Annotated in this window: 15 protein-coding genes, 2 tRNA genes and 2 pseudogenes; 13 read left to right on the top strand and 6 right to left on the bottom strand. The window is 63.3% G+C overall.

The features are described 5' to 3' along the window. The first annotated feature begins 174 nt into the window (after positions 1-174). Together ACVMIM_RS24440 and ACVMIM_RS24435 are read left to right on the top strand one after the other, a co-directional pair. Entirely contained in the window at positions 175-1,830 is a 1,656-nt protein-coding gene (locus tag ACVMIM_RS24440; protein WP_476115020.1) for an ABC transporter substrate-binding protein, read from the top strand. Between the two features lie 147 nt (positions 1,831-1,977). Then, positions 1,978-4,396 (top strand): annotated as a pseudogene (locus ACVMIM_RS24435) (GcvT family protein). 39 nt (positions 4,397-4,435) lie between these two features. Here ACVMIM_RS24435 and ACVMIM_RS24430 read toward each other — a convergent pair. The 3 genes from ACVMIM_RS24430 to ACVMIM_RS24420 all read right to left on the bottom strand — a co-directional run bounded on the left by ACVMIM_RS24430 (position 4,436) and on the right by ACVMIM_RS24420 (position 7,855). Further along, positions 4,436-5,353, bottom strand: coding sequence for an allantoinase PuuE (locus ACVMIM_RS24430; RefSeq protein WP_476115019.1), 918 nt, complete (start codon positions 5,351-5,353; stop codon positions 4,436-4,438). A gap of 22 nt (positions 5,354-5,375) precedes the next feature. After that, positions 5,376-6,452, bottom strand: a complete 1,077-nt coding sequence (locus ACVMIM_RS24425) for a pyridoxal phosphate-dependent aminotransferase (RefSeq protein ID WP_476115017.1) — start codon at positions 6,450-6,452, stop codon at positions 5,376-5,378. A gap of 1,328 nt (positions 6,453-7,780) precedes the next feature. After that, positions 7,781-7,855 (bottom strand) — tRNA-Asn (locus ACVMIM_RS24420). Positions 7,856-8,063: 208 nt separating this feature from the next. Here ACVMIM_RS24420 and ACVMIM_RS24415 point away from each other — a divergent pair. The 9 genes and pseudogenes from ACVMIM_RS24415 (at position 8,064) to ACVMIM_RS24375 (ending at position 19,360) form a co-directional block, all read left to right on the top strand. Then, positions 8,064-8,324: a hypothetical protein gene (locus ACVMIM_RS24415; protein ID WP_041004115.1), complete on the top strand. Its 261-nt coding sequence runs from the start codon at positions 8,064-8,066 to the stop codon at positions 8,322-8,324. Positions 8,325-8,488: 164 nt separating this feature from the next. Beyond that, positions 8,489-8,562, top strand: a tRNA-Cys gene (locus ACVMIM_RS24410). An 85-nt stretch (positions 8,563-8,647) separates the two neighbouring features. After that, the gene (locus ACVMIM_RS24405) at positions 8,648-9,322 is read left to right on the top strand and encodes a protein-L-isoaspartate O-methyltransferase family protein (protein ID WP_278047887.1); all 675 of its coding nucleotides are present in this window, start codon (positions 8,648-8,650) and stop codon (positions 9,320-9,322) included. Between the two features lie 187 nt (positions 9,323-9,509). After that, positions 9,510-10,889 (top strand): TolC family outer membrane protein, encoded by a 1,380-nt coding sequence (locus tag ACVMIM_RS24400; RefSeq protein WP_278047886.1) that lies wholly within the window; start codon positions 9,510-9,512, stop codon positions 10,887-10,889. 227 nt (positions 10,890-11,116) lie between these two features. After that, positions 11,117-11,945 (top strand): annotated as a pseudogene (locus ACVMIM_RS24395) (DUF2497 domain-containing protein). A 214-nt stretch (positions 11,946-12,159) separates the two neighbouring features. Then, complete coding sequence (locus tag ACVMIM_RS24390) at positions 12,160-14,943, top strand: valine--tRNA ligase (protein ID WP_476115015.1); 2,784 nt, start codon at positions 12,160-12,162, stop codon at positions 14,941-14,943. Positions 14,944-15,302: 359 nt separating this feature from the next. Further along, positions 15,303-16,532, top strand: coding sequence for an OmpP1/FadL family transporter (locus tag ACVMIM_RS24385; RefSeq protein WP_476115014.1), 1,230 nt, complete (start codon positions 15,303-15,305; stop codon positions 16,530-16,532). Between the two features lie 289 nt (positions 16,533-16,821). Continuing rightward, entirely contained in the window at positions 16,822-18,546 is a 1,725-nt protein-coding gene (gene ilvD, locus ACVMIM_RS24380) for a dihydroxy-acid dehydratase (protein WP_476115012.1), read from the top strand. After that, the gene (locus ACVMIM_RS24375; protein ID WP_041004130.1) at positions 18,533-19,360 is read left to right on the top strand and encodes a tetratricopeptide repeat protein; all 828 of its coding nucleotides are present in this window, start codon (positions 18,533-18,535) and stop codon (positions 19,358-19,360) included. Before ilvD ends, ACVMIM_RS24375 begins: the two co-directional genes overlap by 14 nt. A gap of 268 nt (positions 19,361-19,628) precedes the next feature. On the opposite strand, the gene ACVMIM_RS24370 is transcribed toward ACVMIM_RS24375, so the two are convergent. The 3 genes from ACVMIM_RS24370 to erpA form a co-directional block, all read right to left on the bottom strand. Beyond that, positions 19,629-19,922, bottom strand: a complete 294-nt coding sequence (locus ACVMIM_RS24370; protein WP_476115011.1) for a hypothetical protein — start codon at positions 19,920-19,922, stop codon at positions 19,629-19,631. 172 nt (positions 19,923-20,094) lie between these two features. Further along, entirely contained in the window at positions 20,095-20,889 is a 795-nt protein-coding gene (xth, locus tag ACVMIM_RS24365) for an exodeoxyribonuclease III (protein WP_041004133.1), read from the bottom strand. Positions 20,890-21,052: 163 nt separating this feature from the next. Further along, entirely contained in the window at positions 21,053-21,400 is a 348-nt protein-coding gene (erpA, locus tag ACVMIM_RS24360; RefSeq protein WP_041004139.1) for an iron-sulfur cluster insertion protein ErpA, read from the bottom strand. A 70-nt stretch (positions 21,401-21,470) separates the two neighbouring features. On the opposite strand from erpA, the gene ACVMIM_RS24355 reads away from it, so the two are divergent. Together ACVMIM_RS24355 and argS are read left to right on the top strand one after the other, a co-directional pair. Then, complete coding sequence (locus ACVMIM_RS24355) at positions 21,471-22,700, top strand: deoxyguanosinetriphosphate triphosphohydrolase (RefSeq protein ID WP_476115009.1); 1,230 nt, start codon at positions 21,471-21,473, stop codon at positions 22,698-22,700. Between the two features lie 61 nt (positions 22,701-22,761). Next, the gene (gene argS, locus ACVMIM_RS24350) at positions 22,762-24,519 is read left to right on the top strand and encodes an arginine--tRNA ligase (RefSeq protein WP_476115007.1); all 1,758 of its coding nucleotides are present in this window, start codon (positions 22,762-22,764) and stop codon (positions 24,517-24,519) included. The last annotated feature ends 85 nt before the right edge of the window (positions 24,520-24,604 follow it).

Below are 24,604 nucleotides of genomic sequence, written 5' to 3'. Positions count from 1 at the left end.
TCGGTTCAGCCTCAAAAATTTGACAGGACAATGGCATCGTTTTTTTAGGCCTCAAAGGCCGGTTTTCTGCGGTTTGTGAAGGGTCGAGCCCTTCCGGGATTTTTGCATCGCCCCTAACATGCGCAGCCGCAAGGGGAATGTAACGGGCGGAAAGCCCTGAACCGGAGAACAACGATGACAATGTTCAAGAGCAACGGTGATCGCGTCCCGGCGGTCATCGAAAGCTACGCAGCCGAAGTCAAAGGCGGCCGGATGGACCGCCGCGAATTCCTGGCCATGGCGAGCGTGATGGGCGCTTCCACGGCGCTCGCCTATTCGATGGCAGGGATGGAGCCGGCCAAGGCCGCCGCGCCCGTGCCCGGCAAGAAGGGCGGCATCCTGAAGATGCAAATGATCATCAAGGACATGAAGGATCCGCGCGCTTGGGACTGGTCGGAAATCGCCAACGTCATGCGTCAGTGCAACGACTACATGATCCGCTACACCACCGACTTCACCTTCGAGGGCCATCTGGTCGAGAGCTGGGAGGTGAGCGACGATGCCACCGAATACACGCTGCATCTGCGCAAAGGCGTGAAATGGTCGAACGGCGACGACTTCAACGCCGATGACGTCGTCTACAACATCGAGCGCTGGTGCGATAAGGCGGCCGAGGGCAATTCGATGGCCGGCCGCATGGGTTCGCTGATCGATGCCGCCACGAAAAAGGCCGCCAAAGGCGCCATCACCAAGGTCGATGACCATACGGTGAAGCTTAAATGCAACCAATCCGACGTGACCATCATCCCAGGCTTTTCCGACTATCCGGCGGTCATCGTCCATCGCGACTTCGACAAGAATGGCGCCAATATGCTGAAGACGCCCGGCACCGGCCCGTATGAGCTGATCTCGTATAAGGTCGGCGAGTCGGCTTCGGTGCGGCGGCGCAAGGACTTCACCTGGTTCGGCGGCGCGCCCTATCTCGATGGCGTCGACTGGATCGACTACGGATCGGATGCGTCCAACCCCGCCATCGGCAGCGCCTTCGAAGCCGGTGAGATCGACTGCAACTACCAGACGGTCGGCGGCACGGTCGATCTCTATGACAGCATGGGGTTGGTCAAGGAGCAGGTGGTCACCGCCGGCACTATCGTGCTGCGCACCAACGTAACCAACAAGCCCTACGACGACAAACGCGTGCGCAACGCCATACAACTCGCGGTCGACAACGAAACTGTGCTGAAACTCGGTTACAGCGGCTTGGGCCAAGTCGCCGAAAACCACCACGTCTGCCCGATCCACCCGGAATATTACGAGCTGCCGAAGGTTCCGCGCGACCTGGCCAAGGCAAAGGCGCTGATGGCCGAGGCCGGCCAGACGGATCACGAGTTCGAGCTCATCTCCTACGATGCCGACTATGTGAAGGATCCGGCCGATGTCGTCGCGGCGCAGATGCGCGATGCCGGCTTCAAGGTCAAGCGCACCATCATCCCGGGTTCCTCGTTCTGGAACGACTGGACGAAATATCCATGGTCGACCACCGACTGGGGCATGCGGCCGCTGGGGGTCCAGGTGCTGGCGATCGCCTATCGCAGCGGTGAGGCGTGGAACGAGTCCGGCTATGCCAATCCGGAGTTCGACAAGAAGCTCAACGAGGCGATGGCCGTCGCCGACCCGGCCAAGCGCAAAGAGTTGATGAAGGACGTGGAGTTCATCCTGCAGGACTCCGGCATTCTCGTCCAGGCGTTCTGGCGCTCGCTCTATCGTCACCATGCCCCCTATGTGAAGAACCTCGGCATGCACCAGACATTCGAACTGCAACTGGACAAGGTCTGGCTGGACAAGGCCTAGACCGGCAGCTCAAGCATCAATTCAGGGGCGCGGCTTGCGCCCCTGAATTCGCCGGCGACTGCGATCGATCAGTCAGCTAAATGAAATCCCAAAGCGCTGCCAAAGAGCGCGAAGCAAGTCGCCGAACAAAGGGAAGAAAGCTCAAATATGCGTACTCATGCACAAGCCGTTGTTATTGGCGGCGGTCTGATCGGCTGCTCGATCCTCTATCATCTCGCAAAGTTCGGCTGGACCGATGTCGTGCTCTTGGAACGCAACGAGCTGACCTCCGGTTCGACATGGCACGCGGCGGCCAACATCCACGGCCTGCATGATTCCACCAATATCAGCCGGCTGCAGCATTACACGATGGCGCTTTATAAGGAGCTGGAGGCCGAGACTGGCCAGGGCTGCGGCATCTTCCAGCCGGGCTCGCTCTATCTCGCCCAGACCGAGGCGCGCGAGCATCAGCTGAGGCTGCAGGAAGCCAAGGCGCGACGCTACAAGATGAATTTCTACGAAGTCGGCCGGGATGAAGCCGAACGGCTGCATCCGCTGGTCGATTTCGACGGCATACGCTGCATCATGTATGAGCCGGAGGGCGGCAATGTCGATCCGTCGGGCGTAACGGCGGCCTATGCCGCGGGCGCCCGCCAGCGTGGCGCCGAGATCCATCGCTTCACCCCGGTCACGGCGACGGAGGCGCAAGCGGACGGCAGCTGGATCGTGCGCACGCCGAAAGGCGACATCCCGCACGCAATGGGTGGTCAACGCCGCCGGACTGTGGGGCAGGGAGGTCGCCGCCATGGCCGGGCTGCAGCTGCCGCTGATCCCGACCGAGCACCAGTATTTCGTCACCGAGACCATCCCCGAGATCGCTTCCATGGGGCGCCGCCTGCCGTCGGTTGCCGATCGCGACGGGGAATATTACCTGCGCCAGGAAGGCCTCGGGCTGCTGATCGGCGCCTATGAGCGCAATATGAAGTTCTGGGCCGAGGACGGCACGCCGATGGATTTCGGCCACGAGCTGTTTCCCGATGATCTCGACCGCATCGAAGAGAACATGATGCGCGCCGTTCAGCGTGTCCCCGCAGCGGCTACCGCCGGCGTCAAGAAGGTGATCAACGGGCCGATGATCTGGTCGCCCGACAGCGCCGTGCTGTTCGGGCCGGCGCCGGAGCTCAGCAATTATTTCTGCTGCAACGGCATCATCCCGGGCTTCTCGCAGTCGGGCGGCATGGGCAAGCTCGCCGCCGAATGGATGATCGAGGGCGAGCCTTCGCTCGACATGTTCGGCTGGGACATGGCGCGCTTCGGCCACTGGGCCGGCAAGGCCTTCACCAAGGCCCGCGTGCAGGACCAGTACAGCCACCGTTTCAAGATCCATTTCCCGAACGAGGAGCGCGCCGCCGGCCGTCCGGTGCGGACCCGGCCGGTCTATGACATGCAGAAGGAAATGGGCGCCGTGTTCGGTCTCAATTTCGGCTGGGAGCACCCGCTGTGGTTCGCCGCGGAAGGCGAACCGCGCGAGGAGACGGTCGGTTTCACGCGCCAGAACTGGTGGGGACCGGTCGGCCGCGAAGCGCGCATGCTGCGCGAGAATGCCGGCATTATCGACATCTCCAACTTCGCCAAATACGAGGTGAAGGGCCCTGGCGCCGAAGCTTGGCTGAACGCGGTCTTCGCCAACCGCATGCCGACCAAAGTCGGCAACTCTTGTCTCACGCCGCTGATCGGCAAGCGCGGCGGCATCGCCGGCGACTTCACCGTGACCAGGCTGGCGGAGGACGAGTTCATGGTGATCGGCTCGGGTATGGCCGAGCGCTTCCACCAGCGCTTCTTCAAATCCGTGCCACTGCCGGAAGGTACGACCTTCCGCTCGCGCACCGAGGAACTCGGCGGCTTCAACGTCGCCGGGCCAAAGTCGCGCGAATTGCTGCAGCGGCTGACCAATGACGACCTGTCGAACGAGGCCTTCCCGTTCATGCGCTCGCGCCAGATCACCGTCGCCGGTGTGGATGTGGTGGCGCTCAGGGTCTCCTTCACCGGCGATCTCGGCTGGGAGCTGCACTGCAAGGCGGCCGATCAGATCGAGCTCTACCGCGCGCTGCTCAAGGCCGGCGCGGAAGTCGGCGCCGGGCCGGTCGGCTCGCGGGCGCTGATGTCGCTGCGCGTCGAAAAGGGCTATGGCAGTTGGAGCCGCGAATATTCGCCGGAATACTGGCCGCAGGAGGTCAAGCTCGACCGACTGGTCAAGACGGACAAGGACTTCCTCAATCGCGACGCCTATCTCGCCGTCGCCGAGAAGCCCGCGCGCGACGAGCTCATCATGCTTTCCGTCTCGGCCAAGGACGCGGACGCCACCGGCGGCGAGCCGATCTTCCTGCCGGACGGCACGCCGATCGGCCAGGTGTCGTCGGGCGCCTATGGCTATTTCGTCGAGCAGTCGCTGGCTATGGGCTACGTGAAGGCCGGAACCGCCAAGGCCGGGGACAAGGTGACCGTCGCCATTCTGGGCAGGCCGCATGATGCGGTGCTGCTGGCGCATCCACCCTTCGACCCGGAAGGCAAGCGGCTGCGGTCGTAAAGGCATCGTGGAGAGAACTGGCGGCGCCGGCCGCCAGCCTCAGCCGCCGAACCGGTCCAGCCAATGACGGGCGATGTCGGAACGGCGGCAGACCCAGATGTCGGGATTGGCCGTGATCTTGTCGAGGAAGCGCTCGAGTCCGATCATGCGGCCGGGCCGGGCGGCCAGCCGGCAATGCAGCGACACCGTCATCATGCGCGGGATATTTTGGCCTTCCTTCAAAAGCCAGTCGACGCCGTCGCTGACATATTCGAAGAACTGGCTGCCGGTCTCGAGACCGGAGCCGCGCGAATAACGGCTGTCGTTGTTGTCGAAGCTGTGCGGCACGACGAGGTGCCGCTTGGCGCCGACCTCGACGAAATAGGGTAGGTCGTCATTGTAGTCGTCGCAGTCGAACAGAAAGCCGCCATGCTCGACCACCAGCCTTCTTGTGTTGAGGCTTGGCCGGCCGGTGTACCAGCCCGCTGGATCGGTGCCAGTGATCTTGCGGACCGTGTCCACCGTCATGGCAATATGCTGGCGCTCTTCCTCGTCGCTGAGCGGCGCATAGTCGATCCAGCGCCAGCCATGGCAGACGATGTCGCTGCCGAGTGCTGCGATCGCCTTGCCGGCGGCCGGATTGAGCTCCAGCGCGCGCCCGACAATATAGAAGGTCGGGACGACGCCCTTGTCCCGGAACAGCGAGACGAGCCGCCAGACACCGACGCGCGAACCGTACTCGTAAAGCGATTCCATGTTGCGGTTGCGCAAGCCCGGCATGGCGGGCGCCACGGCAAGGTCGGACAGGATCGTTTCGGAGACGCCGTCGCCTTCGCCGATCGAGTATTCGGCACCTTCCTCGTAATTGACGACGACGTTGAGCGCCAGCTTCGCGCCGCCGGGCCACTCGGCCTGCGGCGGCCGCTCGCCATAGCCGATGAAATCGCGGGCGGGCAGATACGGCGCGTCTGACGTCATGAAATTCCCTCTGATGGAACCCTTACCAGCATAGCCGGCCGCGCAGGGCGGTCAGGATGCGCAGCGCGCGGTCCATGACGTCCTGCGGCCCGATCGTGATGCGCAGGCAATCGGTGAGGCCGTAACCGGCGAGGCCGCGCACGACGATGCCGCCGCCGCGCAAAGCGTTGGCGGCGGCCGCCGCTGCCGCCGCCTCGGCAAAGCGCACCAGCACGAAATTCGTCCGGCTCTCGGGAACCTCGTATCCGGCCGCGCGCAATCCTTGCGCGAAGCGGTCGCGAATGTCCGATGTGCGCGCCACCGCTGCGCGCATATAGGCCTGGTCCTCGATGGCCGCGACGGCCATGGCAAGGCTCACCGTCGAGACCTGGTTGGAGTTCTGCATCTTGCGCAGTTCGGCGGCGATTTGGGGCGCGAACAAACCCCAGCCGATGCGTGCGCCGGCCAGCCCGTATGCCTTGGACAGACTGCGCAGGACGACGGTGTCGCCCCGCCCGGCCAGCGCAAAGACGGCGTGCGGATCCTGGTCGTCGAATTCGCCATAGGCCTGATCGATCATCAGGAGAACGTCGCCGGGAAGGGCCGCGCGCAGGCGCAGCAGCTCCGTATTCTTGATGCATGTGCCGGTCGGGTTGCCCGGATTGCAGACGAAGACGATGCGCGTCGCCGGGGTGACCGCCGCCAGGACGGCGTCGATCGAGACCTCAAAGCCGTGCTCCCGCGCCTTGACATAGGTCGCCCCGACGCGCGCGGCTGCCGAGGCGGCAAAATTATAGGCGTGGTCCGTGGCAAGCACGTCCGTGCCGGGACCGGCGAAGGCCGCGATGGTGCAGGCGATCAGCTCCATCGAGCCCGCGCCGCACAGGATAAGGTCGCGCTCGACCCCATAGGCCCGGGCGATCGCATCGCGCAGCAAGGTCCAGTCCGGGTCAGGATAAAGGTGACTGCGCGCCGCGGCGTCCCGGCCGGCCTCGATCGCCTTGGGACTGGGTGGAAAGGCGCTCTCGTTCTGCGCCAGCGTCGGCCGGTCGTAACCGCCGAAATTCGCCAGCGCGAAAGCGGACATGGCCTCGATATGGGCGGCGGCTTTCAAGGGCACGGTATAAAGGTCCGGCTTCGGCTGTCGGCAAGGTGTCGCGCAGTGAGGCTAAGGCAGGGCGACCAAGCCGCAAAGCAAAATTCGCCGGTGCAATGGCTAGGGGAATCTGGCCCATGCAGGAAAAAAATGGACCTGTGCCCGTAAGGCGAGCGGCCCGGCAAGCCAGCTCAGGAAAGGCTGCCGGGCCGGTTGGCGGGGCGTTGCACTAAAACATACGCCCGCACTGGCAACGCCGGATTTATATCCATGCCAGCCAAGGCAGTCCGTCATCCGAATGCAGCATCCTTCCTTACCGATTCGTAAGGTTTGCCTATCAGCCCTGCTCGAGGCATGGCCTGCAAATGGATGATGGCCCGTCGCGGGGCGAGCTATAGGATCGTTAGGTTACGACCAAAACCTCGCGGAGGGGCTGCTCATGCAGTCTCCGATAGAAAAGAACAAAAACCCAGCTCGGCCGTTGCCGGGCGAAGCGGAACGTCGGGCGAGGCTCCAAAAAATGAAAGGGCTGCGCTGCCTGCGATCTTACGGCTCGTGCCTTCGGTTCGACCCAAGCGCCCAGTTTCACGAAATGATCGATTGTACCGCGCTGCTGGAATGGTCGAATGAAGGTGACGGCGAGCGATGGAGGCGAGCTGCCGCTCCCTAGCAGCATGTCTCCCGAGCCTCGCGCCGGCGCCGCCGGCCGTTACGCCTGACAAGCAGCGGTGAACGCTTGCGATTGGATGAGGCCATTTCGCAACAGGAACATTCAGGCCCGATTATCGTTGGCAGTTCTGTTCGACCGTAGAGACAAGCTCAATGGAACCTAAATCATCGCGCGATCTGCCCGGTCCCAAGCCCCGCAAGGACAAGCGACGCGAAACCCGAAATGCTGCTGCCGAAACCCCCGACAAGACCAACGACTGGGACCGGAACGAGGTCCATGGAGACGGGGACAGCATCGGGATCGAAGAAGATAAGGCATAGGGCGTTTACCGTTCCACGGAACGGCGCAGCCCTCCATCTCTTTCTTGTTACGCAGTGCCGGACGGAAGCTACGGGGAGGTCGCCGAGCCTGATTGCTTACACTTGTTCTGGGATTGCTATAGCCGGCGACGACAGGGCCGTCACCTCGAAGACAAGCGGCCCGGCAAGGCTGGCGGGGTAGAACCAGTCACGCCGGGCCTGACCAGAAGGCTCGCAACGTTCCGGCTGAATCGAGCTTATCAGCCCGATCAGGGGTTCTCGCCATACAAACGGAGGACGCTCAGCCCATCCGCCGCGAGCCAAGACCCGCTTGCCAATAAGTCGCGAGGGCTGTTCCTGAAAATCCATATGCTTTGGAAACTTGGCTCCCCGGGCCGGATTCGAACCAGCGACCAACCGGTTAACAGCCGGTTGCTCTACCACTGAGCTACCGGGGAACGGAGGCTCTGACGTGAGTGGCGCAGCCTATAGCAAACACCTTTCGGCTTTGCAAAGAAGCAATTCGCAATTTTTCTGCACTTTTTAATGCGGCTATTTGTGCCATCGTTCGGCGACCCCACATATGAGGGGCCTCACACCGGCACGGAACAAAGCGGCCGGTCGTCGCCTTGAGATGGCTTAGGCAGCAGATGGGATTTGGCTTGAATGACCGCAGCGGACGATGACGGCGCCCCGGCACGGAAGATTTCGATCTTCGGCCGCGAGTTCACCATGCCGCGCTCGCGCGGCTGGCGAATCGCGATCGGCATGCTGCTTACCCTGGGCGGGCTTCTGGGCTTTCTACCGATTCTCGGCTTCTGGATGATTCCGCTCGGTCTGCTGGTCCTGTCCTATGAATTCGCCATGATCCGGCGCCACCGGCGGCGTTTCGTCGTCTGGTGGGAACGCCGGCGCCGGCCCGACTGAGAGGCTGCGGCGGCTGTGCCGCGGCGATCCCGCATCCCTGACAACCGATTGGTAATCACCACTTTGGCCGCTCCATGCGAAAGCGTCGGGAATGGCGCGCGAGCGCTTGACGACCTTTGAGCGCCAACATAATGAGTGCGCTCGGAACGCCGGGAGCATTGCGAGGCCTCGTGGCGGAGTGGTTACGCAGAGGACTGCAAATCCTTGCACCCCGGTTCGATTCCGGGCGAGGCCTCCAGATGCTTGCGGGCTCCAGCCACCGCGCCGGGGTTCCAGTCGAAGTTTTAGCCGCGTGTTGGGCGCGGGGAGCGGATTGTTGGGACATGAGCGCTGATTTCTCCGAACGCCGCGTGAAGATGGTCGACGGCCAGATCCGCACCACCGATGTAACCAGCGCACCGCTCATCGAAGCGATGCTGACCGTTCCGCGTGAGGCTTTTGTCGGCACCGGACAGCAGGATCTGGCCTATATCGACGAAGATATCCGCATCTCCGATGGCGCGAATGGCAGCGGCGCGCGCTACCTGATGGAGCCGTCGCCGCTCGCCAAGCTTTTGCAACTGGCCGAGATCGACGCGAGCGACTCGGTGCTCGATGTCGGTTGCGGCACCGGCTATTCCGCCGCATTGCTGTCCAGGCTGGCGCGGTCCGTCGTGGCGCTGGAGAGCGATCCCGCGCTGGCGGAGGCCGCCAAATCCACGCTTTCCAGCCTTGGCTGCCAGAATGTCACGGTGGTCACCGGGCCGTTGCCGCAGGGGCACGCCGCCAAGGGACCTTACGACGTCATCTTCATCGGCGGCAGCGTCGAGGAAGTGCCGCAGGCATTGCTCGACCAGCTTGCGGAAGATGGACGCCTGGTTGCAGTCGAAGGACAGGGCAACTCTGGCGTGGCCCGGCTGTTTTTCAAAGCAGGGGGGGTTGTAACCGGAAGACGGGCCTTTAATGCGGCAATTAAGCCACTACCGGGCTTCGAACGTGCTCACGCGTTTGAATTCTGAGCGTTTTTACCTTGCAGCGAAGCCGCTGTCATGATCGCTTGCGTCTGACAATCGTTGCTGATTTGGTTAACCAGGCGTTATCGGGAGACTGTCAGCGGGGGAACGATAAACAACGCGGCGGCGGTCGATCCACTAAGGATAGGCTGACGCGGCGTGGTTCCCATGCAAAACGAATGAGGGAAATGACGTGCCGCCTCTACGCAAGAGTGTTTTAGTAGCTATCCTTGTTTCGGCCACAGCGCTTTCGCCGCTGGCCGCCTCCGCCGAGACCATCACGGGCGCCCTCGCCAAAGCCTACCAATACAATTCCCAGCTCAACGCCGCCCGCGCCGGCGTACGCGTCACCGATGAGGGCGTTGCCATCGCCAAGTCGGGCTGGCGCCCGACCGTCACCGGTTCGGGCAGCATCGACTATACCAGCACCCACGGGCAAGGCATCACCCGGAACATAACGACTGGCAGTTTCGGCGTGCAGATCAACCAGACGCTGTTCGACGGGTTTCAGACCAAGAACAATGTCGCCGCCGCCGAATCGCAGGTGAAGGCTTCGGTCGAAAGCCTGCGCAACACCGAAGAGAACATCCTGTTCAACGCGGCGAGCGCCTATATGGACGTGATTCGCGACCGCCAGATCGCGGCGCTGACCGAACAGAACCTGCAGTTCCTGACCGAGCAGGCGCGCGCCGCCCGCTCGCGCTTTGAGGTCGGCGAGGGCACCCGCACCGATGTCGCCCAGGCCGATGCCTCGCGCGCCACGGCCGTGGCGCAGCTCAGCGCCGCCCGCGCGACGGCGCTGGCGAGCGCCGCCACCTACCACCAGATCGTCGGCGACGAGCCGGGCAAGCTCAAGGCGGCCTCGCCGCTTGGCAAGCTGTTGCCGGGCAACCTCGATTCGGCCTTGGCCGTCGCTTCCGCCGAACATCCGGCCATCCTTGCCACCCAGCATCTCGTTGATGCGGCGGCGTTCTCGGTGAAATCTTCGGAGGGGGCGCTGCTGCCGCAGGTGACGGCGTCCGCGGGCATTTCTGACAATTACAGCCACTCCGTTCCCGATCTCACCGGAACCAACGGCACCTCGACATCGGCCAATATCGGCGCCACGCTCACCATTCCGATCTATTCGGGCGGGCGAACCTCGGCGCTGGTGCGGCAAAACAAGGAATCGCTCAGCCAAGCGCGCATCCAGGTCGATGTCAGCCGCGACCAGGTGCGCCAGGCGGTGGTCTCGGCCTGGACGCAATATGTCGCCGCGCGCGAAAGCGTGGATGCGAACAGGCAGGTCATCGATGCAGCGCAGCTGGCGCTCAACGGCGTTATCGAAGAGCGCAATGTCGGCCAGCGAACGACGCTGGATGTGTTGAACGCGCAGAATGCCGTCATCACCGCCAAGATCAATCAGGCCAGCTCCGAGCGCGACGTGGTCGTGGCAAGCTACGCCATCCTGTCGGCGATGGGCCGGCTGTCGGTCGATCGTCTTGGCCTGCCGGTCACCAAATACAGGCCGGAAGAGCATTACAACGCCGTCAAGGACAAATGGTACGGACTGCGCACGCCTGACGGGCGCTGATTTCCGATCCATGCTTTCATCAACGCCGCGTGTCCGATGGATGCGCGGCGTTTGTCTTTGTGGGTGGTTCGTCGGGGTTGCGCGTCGCCTAATCTGTTGAAATCCAAGCAGTCCCCAGATTGGGGATTCTCGGATGACGATCGGTCGGTTACGCTGTCGGCATTGATTCGAATTCCGGACCGGGCAGGAACGGAATTCAACAGGTCACTAGGGCGGCGGATGTGACGATGGCGACGGCAAGCAGCGCGCAGCGCGAACCTTCCATGGAAGAGATATTGGCTTCCATCCGGAGGATCATCGAAGACAGCGACACCGGGCGCAAGCAGCCGGCCGAGGCGGGTGAACTGCGCCAGGACCTGGAGCCGGCCACCGCTGCCGTGCCGAATGTCGAGGTTGACGCCTTCCGCTCCGAATTGCATGCCGACGCCCGCAAGCCGGTGAGGCTGGCGGAGGTGCAGGCTCAGCTTGCCGCGACCGATCCTGCTCCGGCGCGCGCCGAGGCTCGCCACGAGCCTGCCAAGGCGTCGCCCTCGCCGACCACCTTGTCGGAGGTCGGAGCCAGGAGCGTTGCTCAATCGAGCGCGTCACCGGCCGCGAGCAAGCCCGTGGCGGCAAACGCAACGCAGAGCGCCGAGACCATCGTGACCGATTGGCGGCGGGAAATCGCGGCGGGCGGGCGGCAGCACGGTCACCGCGAAGCCGACCGCCCGTGCGCCGGAAGCCGCGCCGCGGGTCGAGATCGAGAAGGTCGAGATCGAGAAGGAAGAGCTTCGACCGGCGACGGCATCCGCGCAAGCCGGCGTCTCCCGGGCATCCGAACCGGAGGCGCAGCCGGCTCGGCCTGCGATCCTTTCGGAACATACGGGCCGGCAGGTCGCCGCCGCCTTCGGCGAGCTTTCCGACGCTTTCGCCAGCCGCGGCAAGAAGGGTTTCGACGAGATGGCCGAGGAGATGCTGCGGCCGATGCTGCAGGATTGGCTCGACAACAATTTGCCGACGCTGGTCGAAAGGCTGGTGCGCGAGGAGATCGAGCGCGTGGCGCGCGGGGCGCAGTAAAGCCGCCGGACTGGGCAGGCTGAAAGCGTCGCCTTCGGGGCGGCGCTTTTGTTTAACGGGCTTGGCTGGGTGTGCCGTTGTCCCGGCTCAGGCGGGATTGCCGCTGGCTGCGGTAATCCTATCTGTAGGAGCGATCGCAGCTTCTCGCGGTTGACTCGGCCAAGCCCTTCCGATTTACACCGGACGCTTGTTCCCGACAGTCCGGACTTCCTCCATGCTTGAAAAGACATACGACGCCAAAGCCGTCGAGCCGAAGATCGCAAAAATCTGGGAAGAGGCCGACGCCTTCCGGGCCGGCGCCGGCGCGGAGGAAGGGGCCGAAGCCTTCACTATCGTCATCCCGCCGCCCAACGTTACCGGCTCGTTGCATATGGGCCATGCGCTCAACAACACGCTGCAGGACATTCTCGTGCGCTTCGAGCGCATGCGCGGCAAGAACGTGCTTTGGCAGCCCGGCATGGATCACGCCGGCATCGCCACGCAGATGGTGGTCGAGCGCCAGCTCATGGAAAAGCAGATCCACCGCCGTGACCTGACGCGCGAGCAATTCATCGAGAAAGTCTGGGAGTGGAAGGCCGAATCCGGAGGCGCGATCTTCAACCAGCTGAAGCGGCTCGGCGCCTCGGCCGACTGGTCGCGCGAACGCTTCACCATGGACGAGGGCCTGTCCAAGGCGGTGCTGGAAGTCTTCGTCACGCTCTACAAGGAAGGCCTGATCTACAAGGACAAGCGCCTTGTGAACTGGGACCCGAAGCTGCTCACCGCCATCTCCGACCTCGAGGTCGAGCAGCACGAGGTGAACGGCAATCTCTGGCACTTCCGCTATCCGATCGAAGGCGAGGCGTTCGACCCCGAGAATCCGAAGACCTTCATCACGGTCGCGACGACGCGTCCCGAGACGATGCTCGGCGACACGGCTGTTGCCGTGCATCCCGACGACGAGCGCTTCACCGATCTGGTCGGCCGCAACGTCGTGCTGCCGATCGTCGGCCGCAAGATACCGATCGTCGCCGACGAGTATTCCGATCCGGAAAAAGGCTCCGGCGCGGTCAAGATCACGCCGGCGCATGATTTCAACGACTTCGAGGTCGGCAAGCGCCATAAATTGCCGGCGATCAACATCCTGACGGTCGAAGCGGCCATCAAGCTCAAGGACAATGAGGACTTCCTCGCCGGTCTCGAGGTGACACCCGAGCGCCAGGCGGTGTGGGACGAGTTGGACGGGCTCGACCGCTTCACTGCCCGCAAGAAGATCGTCGAACTGATGGAAGCCGGCGGCTTTCTGGAGAAGGTCGAGCCGCACCGGCACACCGTGCCGCATGGCGATCGCGGCGGCGTGCCGATCGAGCCGTTCCTGACCGACCAGTGGTACGTCAACGCTGCCGAGCTCGCCAAGCCGGCGATCGCCTCGGTGCGCGAGGGACGTACCAACTTCGTGCCGAAGAACTGGGAAAAGACCTATTTCGACTGGATGGAGAACATCCAGCCCTGGTGCATTTCGCGCCAGCTCTGGTGGGGCCACCAGATCCCGGCGTGGTATGGACCGGACGGGCATGTCTTCGTCGAGAAGACCGAGGAAGAGGCTTTAGCCGTCGCAATCGAATACTATCTGGCGCTCGAAGGGCCGTGGAAGGCCTGGGTCGAGGACAAGCTCGAAAACTTCCAGCCGGGCGAGATCCTGACCCGCGACGAGGACGTGCTCGACACCTGGTTCTCCTCGGCGCTGTGGCCGTTCTCGACGCTCGGCTGGCCCGACCAGACGCCGGAGCTCAAGACCTATTACCAGACCGACGTGCTGGTGACCGGCTTCGACATCATCTTCTTCTGGGTCGCCCGCATGATGATGATGGGCCTGCACTTCATGGACGAGGAGCCGTTCCATACCGTCTATGTGCATGCGCTGGTGCGCGACAAGAACGGCGCCAAGATGTCGAAGTCGAAAGGCAACGTCATCGATCCGCTCGACCTGATCGACGAATATGGTGCCGATGCGCTGCGCTTCACGCTGACCGTTATGGCGGCTCAGGGGCGCGACGTGAAGCTCGATCCGGCCCGCATCGCCGGCTACCGCAATTTCGGCACCAAGCTGTGGAACGCGACGCGCTTCGCCGAGATGAATGAAGTGGCGCGCGACGACGCTTTCTGGCTGAACGATGCCAAGCTGCCGGTCAACCGTTGGATTCTGACCGAGCTGACGCGGGCGGCGCGCGCCGTCACCGAAGGCATCACCAGCTACAGGTTCAACGAGGCGGCGACTGCTGCCTACCGCTTCGTCTGGAACCTGTTCTGCGACTGGTATCTGGAACTGTTGAAGCCGGTGTTCATGGGCGCCGACGAAGCCGCCAAGGCCGAAAGCCGGGCCTGCGTCGCCTTCGTGCTGGACGAGATCTACAAGCTGCTCCATCCGATGATGCCGTTCCTAACCGAGGAGCTTTGGGCGCAGACCGCGGGCGAGGGCAAGGAACGCTCCTCGCTGCTTTGCCATGCCGCCTGGCCGTCGCCCGACTTCGAGGACGAGGAGGCAGCCGCCGATATCAACTGGCTGGTCGAGCTTGTCTCGGGCATCCGCTCGGTGCGTTCGGAAATGAATGTGCCGCCGGCGGCGATTGCGCCGCTGATGGTGATCGGCGCCAACACGCTGACCCAAGAGCGGCTGGAGCGTCACGCCCAGGCGATTAAGCGGCTGGCGCGCGTCGGCGATATCGCGCTCGCCGACGCGCCGCCGAAGGGCTCGGCCCAGATCGTGCTCAACGAGGCGACGGTGAGCCTGCCGCTCGGCAGCCTGATCGACCTCCAGGCCGAGGCCACGCGGCTGCAGAAGGAATTGGCCAAGGTGACCGAGGAGATCGCGCGCCTGCACAAGAAGCTCTCGAACGAAAAATTCGTCGCCAACGCACCGGAAGAAGTGGTCGAGGCCGAGCGCGAGAAACTCGACGAATATCGCGAGGCGCAGGAGAAGCTTTCGGTGGCTTTGGCGAGGGTCCGCGACGCCGGCTGAGGGGCAAGATTCGCTGTCGCTCCGGAGGTGCTTTCCGGTACGTTAGCTGCCTCGAAAGGAGCGTGCCGCTGCGTTAATTTTGACGTAAACGGAAAGTTTGCGCCCCATTGTTGCCATAATGTAACAATGGGGCCCGACAGCCCGGAAATTGGCCGTTTTTGCCATGTTTTGGGTGGTTTTTGCGGATTTTTCGACCACTCGGCGCCGGTTGGCATAATTTAGGCGCCAATTGCGGCGGCGATGACCATGGCAAAAATACGTGCTGTCAAGACGTACGTGTACAGCCCCCGAAATCGTTGTTGCGTCATTAACCCGAATTGGTTCTAGCTTGAGCCGCTTGTATTCGGGGAGGGATTTCCATGAACATTTTGCGGCTCAAAGCTCTGGCGGGGGCAGGCTGCTTTTCGATCGCTTTGATCGGGGCCGCAATGCATCCCGCGCATGCCGGCGGCCTGGAGCGAGGCGGCTACGACATCGATCTGCTTTTCGATCCGTCGCCGGTCGCGACGGAAGCCGAAGCGACCTATGTGATGCCGGATCGCAAGTACAAGAATGCGAGGGGGCCGGGAGGAGCCGACCTCGGTTTTGGTTCCTCGGCCAAGGGATCCGAGGATTACTGGGTGCCGCGCATCGGCGTCAAAGCCCAGGTTGTCCAGGGCGTGGACTGCATGGTCGACTACTCGCAGCCTTGGGGCGCGCATACGGCGCCCGGTGTGTGGAACGGTGCGTTTTCCAATATGGAAACCGACATCAAGAGCGACAACTACGCCGCGACCTGCTCGTACAAGTTTGACGCGGGGAAGGGTCAGCTCCGCTTTATCGGCGGTGTCTTTTATCAGAAGGTCTACGGTTTCAAGGAAGACCTCGTGTCGCCGTTCGTGCCCGACTTCGGGGGAACTGGCCGCGTCGATCTGACGAGCAGTGGCTGGGGCTGGCGTGCCGGTATCGCCTATGAAATCCCGGATATCGCGCTGCGCGCTAGCCTTGTCTACAATTCCAAGGTCAAACTCGACAATATCGAAGGCACACTGGACCTGACCAACGTCGGCTTGGGTACGATCCCGATCTACGGGTCGACGCAGTACATGCCGGATGTGGTGGAATTGAAACTCCAGTCCGGCGTCGCGCCCGGTTGGCTGGCCTTCGGGTCGATCAAGTGGACCAATTGGAGCACGCTGCAAAGCGTGCCGATCTGCCCGGTTGGCGTTCCGTCCTCGCTTTGTTTCAGCAACTCACCGGCAGAGGTGACTTCGCTCGACTTGATGTATCGTGATGGCTGGACTGTTTCGGGCGGCGTCGGGCACAAGTTCAACGACCAGTGGAGCGCTGCGGGTCAGCTCTCCTGGGATCGTGGCACCTCGCATGGTTACGGCGCGCAGACCGACACGTGGACTGTCGGCGGCGGCGTCGCTTATACCCCCCAGCCCAACATCGAGGTTCGTTTGGCCGGTGCAATCGGCGTGATGACCAGCGGTCATTCCGGTACAGTGATCGGCCCGAACGGCAAGATAATTGGCGACGACGCCAGTTATGATTTCGGCAACGACCTCGTCACCGCTATCAACGGTGGAATTAAGATCAAGTTCTAAGCTTCTGAAAATTCACCGAAAAGGCCGGGCTTTCCCGGCCTTTTTTGTTGCAAAGCTGATGCCTTGGCTTCGCCTTTCCGCCCACTGTTGCAGATTCGCTGCAGCGCCGCCGCCCTGGGCAATTGTGACGTTTCGGCAACACTTTCTGAACAACCCCTGCTGTAGAAGTCAGGCGGAGGGAACTGCCCATTTCCCGCCATAAACCCGGAGCACCCGATATAGGTCTCGGGATGCGTGCCAAGTTGGCGCGGCGATGGGACCGGCCGCGGGGTGTGCGGCAAGGACGAATATGAACGCCAAGGTAATCTCCAAGGCCAAGCTGCCCAGCCGCTACGTGACCGAAGGTCCGGCGCGCGCGCCGCATCGTTCCTACCTCTATGCCATGGGTCTTTCGGCGGCCGAGATCGCGCAGCCCTTGGTCGGCGTCGCCAGTTGCTGGAACGAGGCGGCGCCCTGCAACATCTCGCTGATGCGCCAGGCACAAGTGGTCAAGAAGGGCGTTGCGGCCGCCAACGGCACGCCGCGCGAGTTCTGCACCATCACCGTCACCGACGGCATCGCCATGGGCCACCAGGGCATGAAGTCCTCGCTGGTGTCGCGCGAGGTCATCGCCGATTCGGTCGAGCTCACGATGCGCGGCCATTGCTACGATGCCCTGGTCGGCCTCGCCGGCTGCGACAAGTCGCTGCCCGGCATGATGATGGCGATGGTGCGCCTCAACGTGCCGTCGATCTTCATCTATGGCGGCTCGATCCTGCCCGGCAGCTATCGCGGCCGGCAGATCACCGTGCAGGACGTGTTCGAGGCGGTCGGCCAGCATTCGGTAGGATCGATCAGCGACGCCGAGCTGCTCGAGATCGAGCAGGCGGCCTGTCCTTCGGCCGGCTCCTGCGGCGCCCAGTTCACGGCCAACACCATGGCCACCGTCGCCGAGGCGATCGGCCTGGCTCTGCCCTATTCCTGTGGCGCGCCGGCGCCCTACGAGATGCGCGACCGCTTCAATTTCGCCTCGGGCGAAAAGGTCATGGAGCTGATCGCCAAAAACATCCGGCCGCGCGACATCGTCACGCGCAAGGCGCTGGAAAACGCCGCGACCGTGGTGTCGGCCACCGGCGGCTCGACCAATGCAGCACTGCACTTGCCGGCGATCGCACATGAGGCCGGCATCAAGTTCGATCTGTTCGACGTTGCGGCGATCTTCGAGAAGACACCCTATATCGCCGACCTCAAGCCCGGCGGCAAATATGTCGCCAAGGACATGTTCGAGGCCGGCGGCATTCCGCTGCTGATGAAGACGCTGCTCGACCACGGCTATCTGCATGGCGACTGCATGACGGTCACCGGCCGCACTTTGGCCGAAAATATGGAGCACGTTTCCTGGAATGAGAGCCAGGATGTTGTGCGTCCCGCCAATCGGCCAATCACTAAGACAGGCGGCGTTGTGGGCTTGAAGGGCAACCTTGCCCCCGAAGGCGCGATCGTGAAGGTCGCGGGCATGTCGGAACTGAAATTCTCAGGCCCGGCGCGCTGCTTCGATTCGGAAGAGGAGTGCTTCGAAGCGGTCACACAGCGCAACTATCGGGAAGGCGAGGTTCTCGTCATCCGCTACGAGGGGCCGCGCGGCGGTCCTGGCATGCGCGAGATGCTGTCGACGACGGCGGCGCTCTACGGTCAGGGCATGGGCGGCAAGGTGGCGCTGATCACCGACGGGCGCTTCTCCGGCGCCACGCGCGGCTTCTGCATCGGCCATGTCGGGCCGGAGGCGGCGGTCGGCGGGCCGATCGGCCTGATCAAGGATGGCGACGTGATCTCGATCGACGCCGTGAACGGCACGATTGAAGTGGCCCTGTCGGACGCAGAACTGGCGGCCCGGGCAAAGAAATGGAAGCCGCGCAAGACCGATTATCAGTCCGGCGCGATCTGGAAATATGCGCAGACCGTAGGGTCGGCCCGCGATGGTGCGGTGACCCATCCGGGTGCGGCGGAAGAAACGCACTGCTATGCGGACATCTGAGGTGTTGAGGTCGTCTGTCTTTTCGGCACTGGTCGCGCTTGCGACCTTGGGCGCCGTCGGGCAGGCCATGGCCTTCGACGACAAGGTGTTCGACGACAAGACCGGCGTGAAGCCGCAGTCGAGCCCTTGGGCGGTGTTCCAGTTCGGCTTCTCCGCTTACAAGAGCGGCCACAAGGACCAGGCGGTCGAGGCCTATAAATACGCCGCCGAAAACGGCCAGATCGGCGCCACCTGGAAGCTTGCGCGCATGTATGCCGAGGGCGACGGCGTGACGCGCGACGACTATGCCGCCTTCAAGTTCTTCTCGGAGATCGTCGACCAGGATGTCGAGCCCGGCTCGCCGGAAGAAAGCTATGTGTCGGACGCGCTGGTGGCGCTCGGCGACTATCTGCGCAAGGGCATTCCCGGCACGCCGGTCGAGGAGAACGACGTCGCGGCGCAGGAGTATTACATGCGCGCCGCCGCCAACTACCGCAACCCGAATGCGCAGTTCGAGATCGGCCGCATGTTCCTGAAGGGCGAGGGCGGCGTGAAGGCCAGCGTCAAGCAGGCCGGCCGCTGGCTGCAATTGGCGGCCGAGAAGGGCCATGCCGGCGCGCAGGCGACGCTCGGTAATCTCCTGTTCCAGAGCGGCAAGATCGTGCGCGGCCTGGCGATGATGACGGCCGCGCTTGAGCGGGCTCCGGCCGCCGACCAGCCCTGGATCCGCAGCATGCAGGAGGAGGCTTTCGCCGCGGCCGGTGAGGCCGATCGCCGGACCGCGATCTCGCTCGCCGACGATATCCTGACCAAGGGCAACAACGGCGACCAGTAAGCGCAGGTTTGGCGGTAGCGTGCATGGCGGCTTGGCGCGTGCATTGTCCAATGTAGCGCTGGTCGACCCCCCACTCCGTCTCGGCTTCGCCGAGCCACCTCGTCCAGCAAGGCTCCCTTCCTTTCCCTCCGGAGGGAAAAGGTGGCGCTGCGAAGCAGCGACGCATTGGGGGAACCACGTGGCAATCAAGCCTCAGCCTGATCAGTTACGCCAGCCGCAGAAGATGTGCGCATAGCGTAGCCGAAGGTGCGGGGAGATCAGCGGAGCCTCAGTTCTCGCTGGGCTCCGTCGGCGTCGGGTCGGGCGCCGGAGTCGAGATCGATGTCGGGTGCGGTTTCGGCGCGTCTCCCGGGCATTCATCCTTGATCTTCGTCCAGGACGTGTTGTTGAGGACCATGTCGCAGCGGGCGAGGTGACTTTCGCCGTTCAGCGTCAGGCACGCCGTCTCGCCGAGATTGAACGATTTGCCGTTTGCTAAACAGGTCGGCGCCGCCAGCGACGGCGTTGGCGCGGCAAGCGCAAAAGCAAGGCCGACCAGCCTGAAAAGAATTCGGATCGCCATTCAACCCCCACAGCAATTCGCATCAAAGATGGGATTTGTGGCGATATCTGGGTCCTAAAGCGGGCCGCGATCTTTCAGGTTCGCTCCCTGCGCTTGAGATCCTGATTTTAGCAATGTCTTTGCCCCGAAACCGGTTCCACTTCGGGAGACATGCTCTAAGGGCTGGAAATTCTCAGGCGGGCTGCAGGCTGAGTTCGATCGCGACCGGCACGTGGTCGGACGGCTTTTCCCAGGCGCGGACGTGCTTTTCCACCGAAGCCGACGAGAAGCGGTTGGCGGCTTCCGGCGAGAGCAGCAGGTGGTCGATGCGGATGCCGTTGTTCTTCTGCCAGGCGCCAGCCTGATAATCCCAAAAAGTGTAGACGCCGGCCGAGTCGGTCACGGAGCGCACCGCTTCGGTGAAGCCGAGATTCTTCAGCCGGCGGAAGGCCTGCCTCGTTTGCGGCTGGAACAGCGCGTCGCGCAGCCAGTTTTCGGGAAACCGGGCATCGGCGGGCTCCGGAATGACGTTGTAGTCGCCGGCCAGCACCAGCGCTTCCTCGAGACGCAGCCGCTCTTCCGCCCAGCGCTCCAGCCGCGCCATCCAGGCGAGCTTATAGGAAAACTTCCGTTCATCGTCGATCGGATTGCCGTTGGGCAGATAAAGCGAGGCGACGCGCAGGGCGCCCTGGTCGGTGGAAAAGACGCCTTCGATGAAACGGGCATGGTCGTCTGCATCGTCGCCCGGCAAACTGCGGTTAACCTCGTCGAAAGGCAGCTTCGACAGGATCGCAACGCCGTTGAAGCTCTTCTGGCCGTTGGTCTCGACATTGTAGCCCAGCGCCTCGATCTCGGCGCGCGGGAACTGGTCGTCGACCGTCTTGATCTCCTGCAGGCACACGATGTCCGGCGCGCTCTCGGTCAGCCAGTGGGTGAGGTTGCCGATGCGGGCGCGAACGCCGTTGATGTTCCAGGTGACGATCTTCATGGGCGGCCCCAATGCGGTTCGGACGGAAGGCGTTCGACAAGCCCAATCGTATTGCCTGCCGGGTCTTTTAGAAAGGCCATCCATTCGCTTTCCTGCCAATAGCCGGGGACAGCCATGCACTATCCGGTTCGCACCGGTCATAGGCATGAGAAGTATCGGTCGATCAGATGGAGAAGCTGGTGCCGCAGCCGCAGGAGGCGACCGCGTTCGGGTTCCGGATCTGGAAGGACTGGCCCATCAGGTCGTCGACGAAATCGATCACCGAGCCACCCATATAGACCAGCGACAGGTCGTCGATCAGGATGGTCGCGCCGTCTTTCTCGATAGCGACGTCGTCATCATTGCGGTCGCCGACAAGGTCGAATTTATAGGAAAAGCCGGAGCAACCGCCGCCTTCGACGGAAACGCGCAGGGCCGTCTTGCCCGGCTCGCCGGCGACGATCCTGGCAATCCGCTTGGCCGCGGCGTCGGTCATTTCGACCTTCATGGCAGTCTTGGCATCCGCGCCCATCGGCGTCACCTTGCTTTCGGTTTCCCATGATAGGTATGAAGCGGGCAGGCCTGAGTCAACTGGTGGGTCAATGGACGAGCGGCAGGGCAAGGATGCTCTCGGCGAGATCGGGTTCGGCTACCGGCCGCGCGCGGCCTATGCGAGCGACCCGGCGCGCTCGCGCGGCCGCCTATTCGAGGAGCCGGAAAGCCCGACGCGCACGCCCTTCCAGCGCGACCGCGACCGCATCATCCATTCCACCGCCTTTCGCCGGCTGAAGCACAAGACCCAGGTCTTCGTCGCGCATGAGGGCGACCATTATCGCACCCGGCTGACGCACTCGATCGAGGTGGCGCAGATCGCCCGCGCTCTGGCGCGGGCGTTGCGCGGCGACGAGGACCTCGCCGAGGCCGTGGCGCTTGTCCACGATTTCGGCCACACGCCCTTCGGCCATACAGGCGAGGACGCGCTCAACGAGAAGATGGCAGCCTGGGGCGGCTTCGATCACAACGCGCAGTCGCTGCGCGTGGTGACGCGGCTCGAGCGGCGCTATGCCGAATTCGACGGGCTGAACCTCGCCTGGGAAACGCTGGAGGGGCTGGTCAAGCATAACGGCCCGTTGACCGACGCGAGCGGGAAGGGGCTCAAGGGGCCGGTGCCGCAGGCGATCCGCGATTATTCGGAACTGCACGACCTCGAGCTCGACCGTTTCGCCGGCATCGAGGCGCAGTGCGCCGCGATCGCCGACGACATCGCCTACAATACCCATGACATAGATGACGGCCTGCGCGCCGGCCTGCTGACGCTGGACATGCTGCAAGGGGTCGGCCTGCCTTGCTCGATTCTGGACGGCGTGCGCGCCAGATATCCTCAGCTTGACGATGTCCGCACAGGCCATGAGCTGATGCGCCGGCAGATCACCTTGATGGTCGAGGATGTGATCGCATCAACCACCGCCAATATCGAGCGCCTCAAGCCGGACAGCGCCGATGCGGTGCGGACAGCCGGCGAGACCCTGGTGACGTTTTCGGCAGGCATGGCCGCGGCCGAGAAGGAATTGAAGGCTTTCCTCTACAAGCATCTTTACCGGCACCCGGAAGTGATGCGGGTGCGGGCGGACGCCGAGCGCATCGTGTGCGAGCTGTTCGACGTCTATTTCGCCGATCCGCGCGCCATGCCCGATGGCTGGCGCGAAGGGCTCGACAAGGCCGAGGATCGCATCAAGGCGCGCAGCGTCGCTGACTTCCTGGCCGGCATGACCGACACCTATGCCTTGAAAGAACACCGGCGTCTGTTTGACCATACGCCGGATTTGAGCTAGGGCGAGCCTCGATTTTGCCGGCCCTTGGGCCGGTCGCCTCTCAAAGCCCAGAGCACTTCCAATGAATATCTTCGCCGATTTCAACGCGCGGATCGTAAAGGCCGTCGAAACCCTTGATCTCAAGGACAAGGAGGGGGCCGCACTCGACCTGTCGCGTATCGCGGTCGAGCCGCCGCGCGACGCCAGCCATGGCGACCTCGCTACCAACGCGGCGATGGTGCTGGCCAAGCCCACCGGCCAGAACCCGCGCGCGCTTGCCGAGAAACTCGCCGAAGCGCTGCGAGCCGACGCCGATATCGCCTCGGCCGAGATTGCCGGCCCTGGCTTCGTCAATCTCCGGCTCAAGAACGCGTTCTGGCACGGGCATCTGGCTGCGCTGCTCGGCGAGGGGCGCAATTATGGCCGCTCGACCATCGGCGGCGGTCGCAAGGCCAATGTCGAATATGTCTCGGCCAACCCGACGGGCCCGATGCATGTCGGCCATTGCCGCGGCGCCGTCGTCGGCGACACGCTTGCCAATCTGATGGCCTTCGCCGGCTACGACGTGACCAAGGAATATGTCATCAACGATGCCGGCTCGCAGATCGACGTGCTCGGCCGCTCTGCGTTCCTGCGCTATCGCGAGGCGCTTGGCGACGACATCGGCGAGATCCCGTCCGGTCTCTACCCCGGCGACTATCTGGTCCCTGTCGGCCAGGCGCTGGCCAAGGAATTTGGCCGTGGCCTGCTGCAAATGCCGGAAGAGGAAGCGCTGGCGATCGTCAAGGACCGCACGGTCGATGCGATGATGGCGATGATCCGCGAGGATCTGGCGTTGCTCAACGTGCATCACGACGTGTTTTTCTCCGAGCGCACGCTGCATGCCGACAACGCCAGGAAGATCCGGGCGGCGATCGCCGACCTGACGCTCAAGGGGCATATCTACAAGGGCACGCTGCCGCCGCCGAAGGGCGAGAAGCCGGACGACTGGGAAGACCGCGAGCAGACGCTGTTCCGCTCGACCGCGGTCGGCGACGACATGGACCGGGCGCTGGTCAAGTCCGACGGCTCGTTCACCTATTTCGCCGCCGACGTCGCCTATCTCAAGGACAAGGTCGAGCGCGGCTTCGTCGACCTGATCTATGTGCTCGGCGCCGACCATGGCGGCTATGTGAAGCGGCTGGAGGCGCTGGCGCGGGCGGTTGCCGGCGACACGGTCAAGCTCACCGTGCTGCTCTGCCAGCTCGTCAAATTGTTCCGCGACGGCGAGCCGGTCCGGATGTCGAAGCGGTCCGGCGATTTTGTCACCTTGCGCGACGTGGTGGAGGAGGTCGGCCGCGACCCGATCCGCTTCATGATGCTTTACCGCAAGAACGACGCGCCGCTCGATTTCGACTTCGCCAAGGTCACGGAGCAGTCGAAGGACAATCCGGTGTTCTACGTGCAGTACGCCTCGGCGCGCTGCCATTCCGTCTTCAGGCAGGCGAGCGAGCAGCTCGGCGAGGCGAATTTCGACCGCAACCGGCTCGCGGCCTCGGTGGCTGCGCTGGTCGACGAGGGCGAAATCGCGCTGATCCGGAAGCTGGCTGAATACCCGCGGCTGATCGAGTCAGCGGCGCTTTCGCTGGAGCCGCACCGGCTCGCATTCTACCTTTACGATCTGGCTTCCAGCTTCCATGCGCAATGGAATCGCGGCAACGATAATCAGGACTTACGTTTTGTTAAGGTTAACGACCGAGAATCAACCTATGCCAGACTAGGGCTGGTGCAGGCTGTTTCGGATGTTTTGACCTCCGGCCTGACGCTGATCGGGGCAGACGCGCCCACTGAAATGCGTTAGGTTTGACTAAAAAACCTGTCACCTTTTGCCCACATTGCGCTGGTAAGGGCCAACCCTGCGCGACGTCCATGGCGTCCGACTGTGT

The sequence above is a fragment of the Mesorhizobium sp. USDA 4413 genome (genome assembly GCF_056280365.1).
Note: the sequence above shows the minus strand (reverse complement) of the source record. Positions and strands in the feature narration are given on the sequence as shown.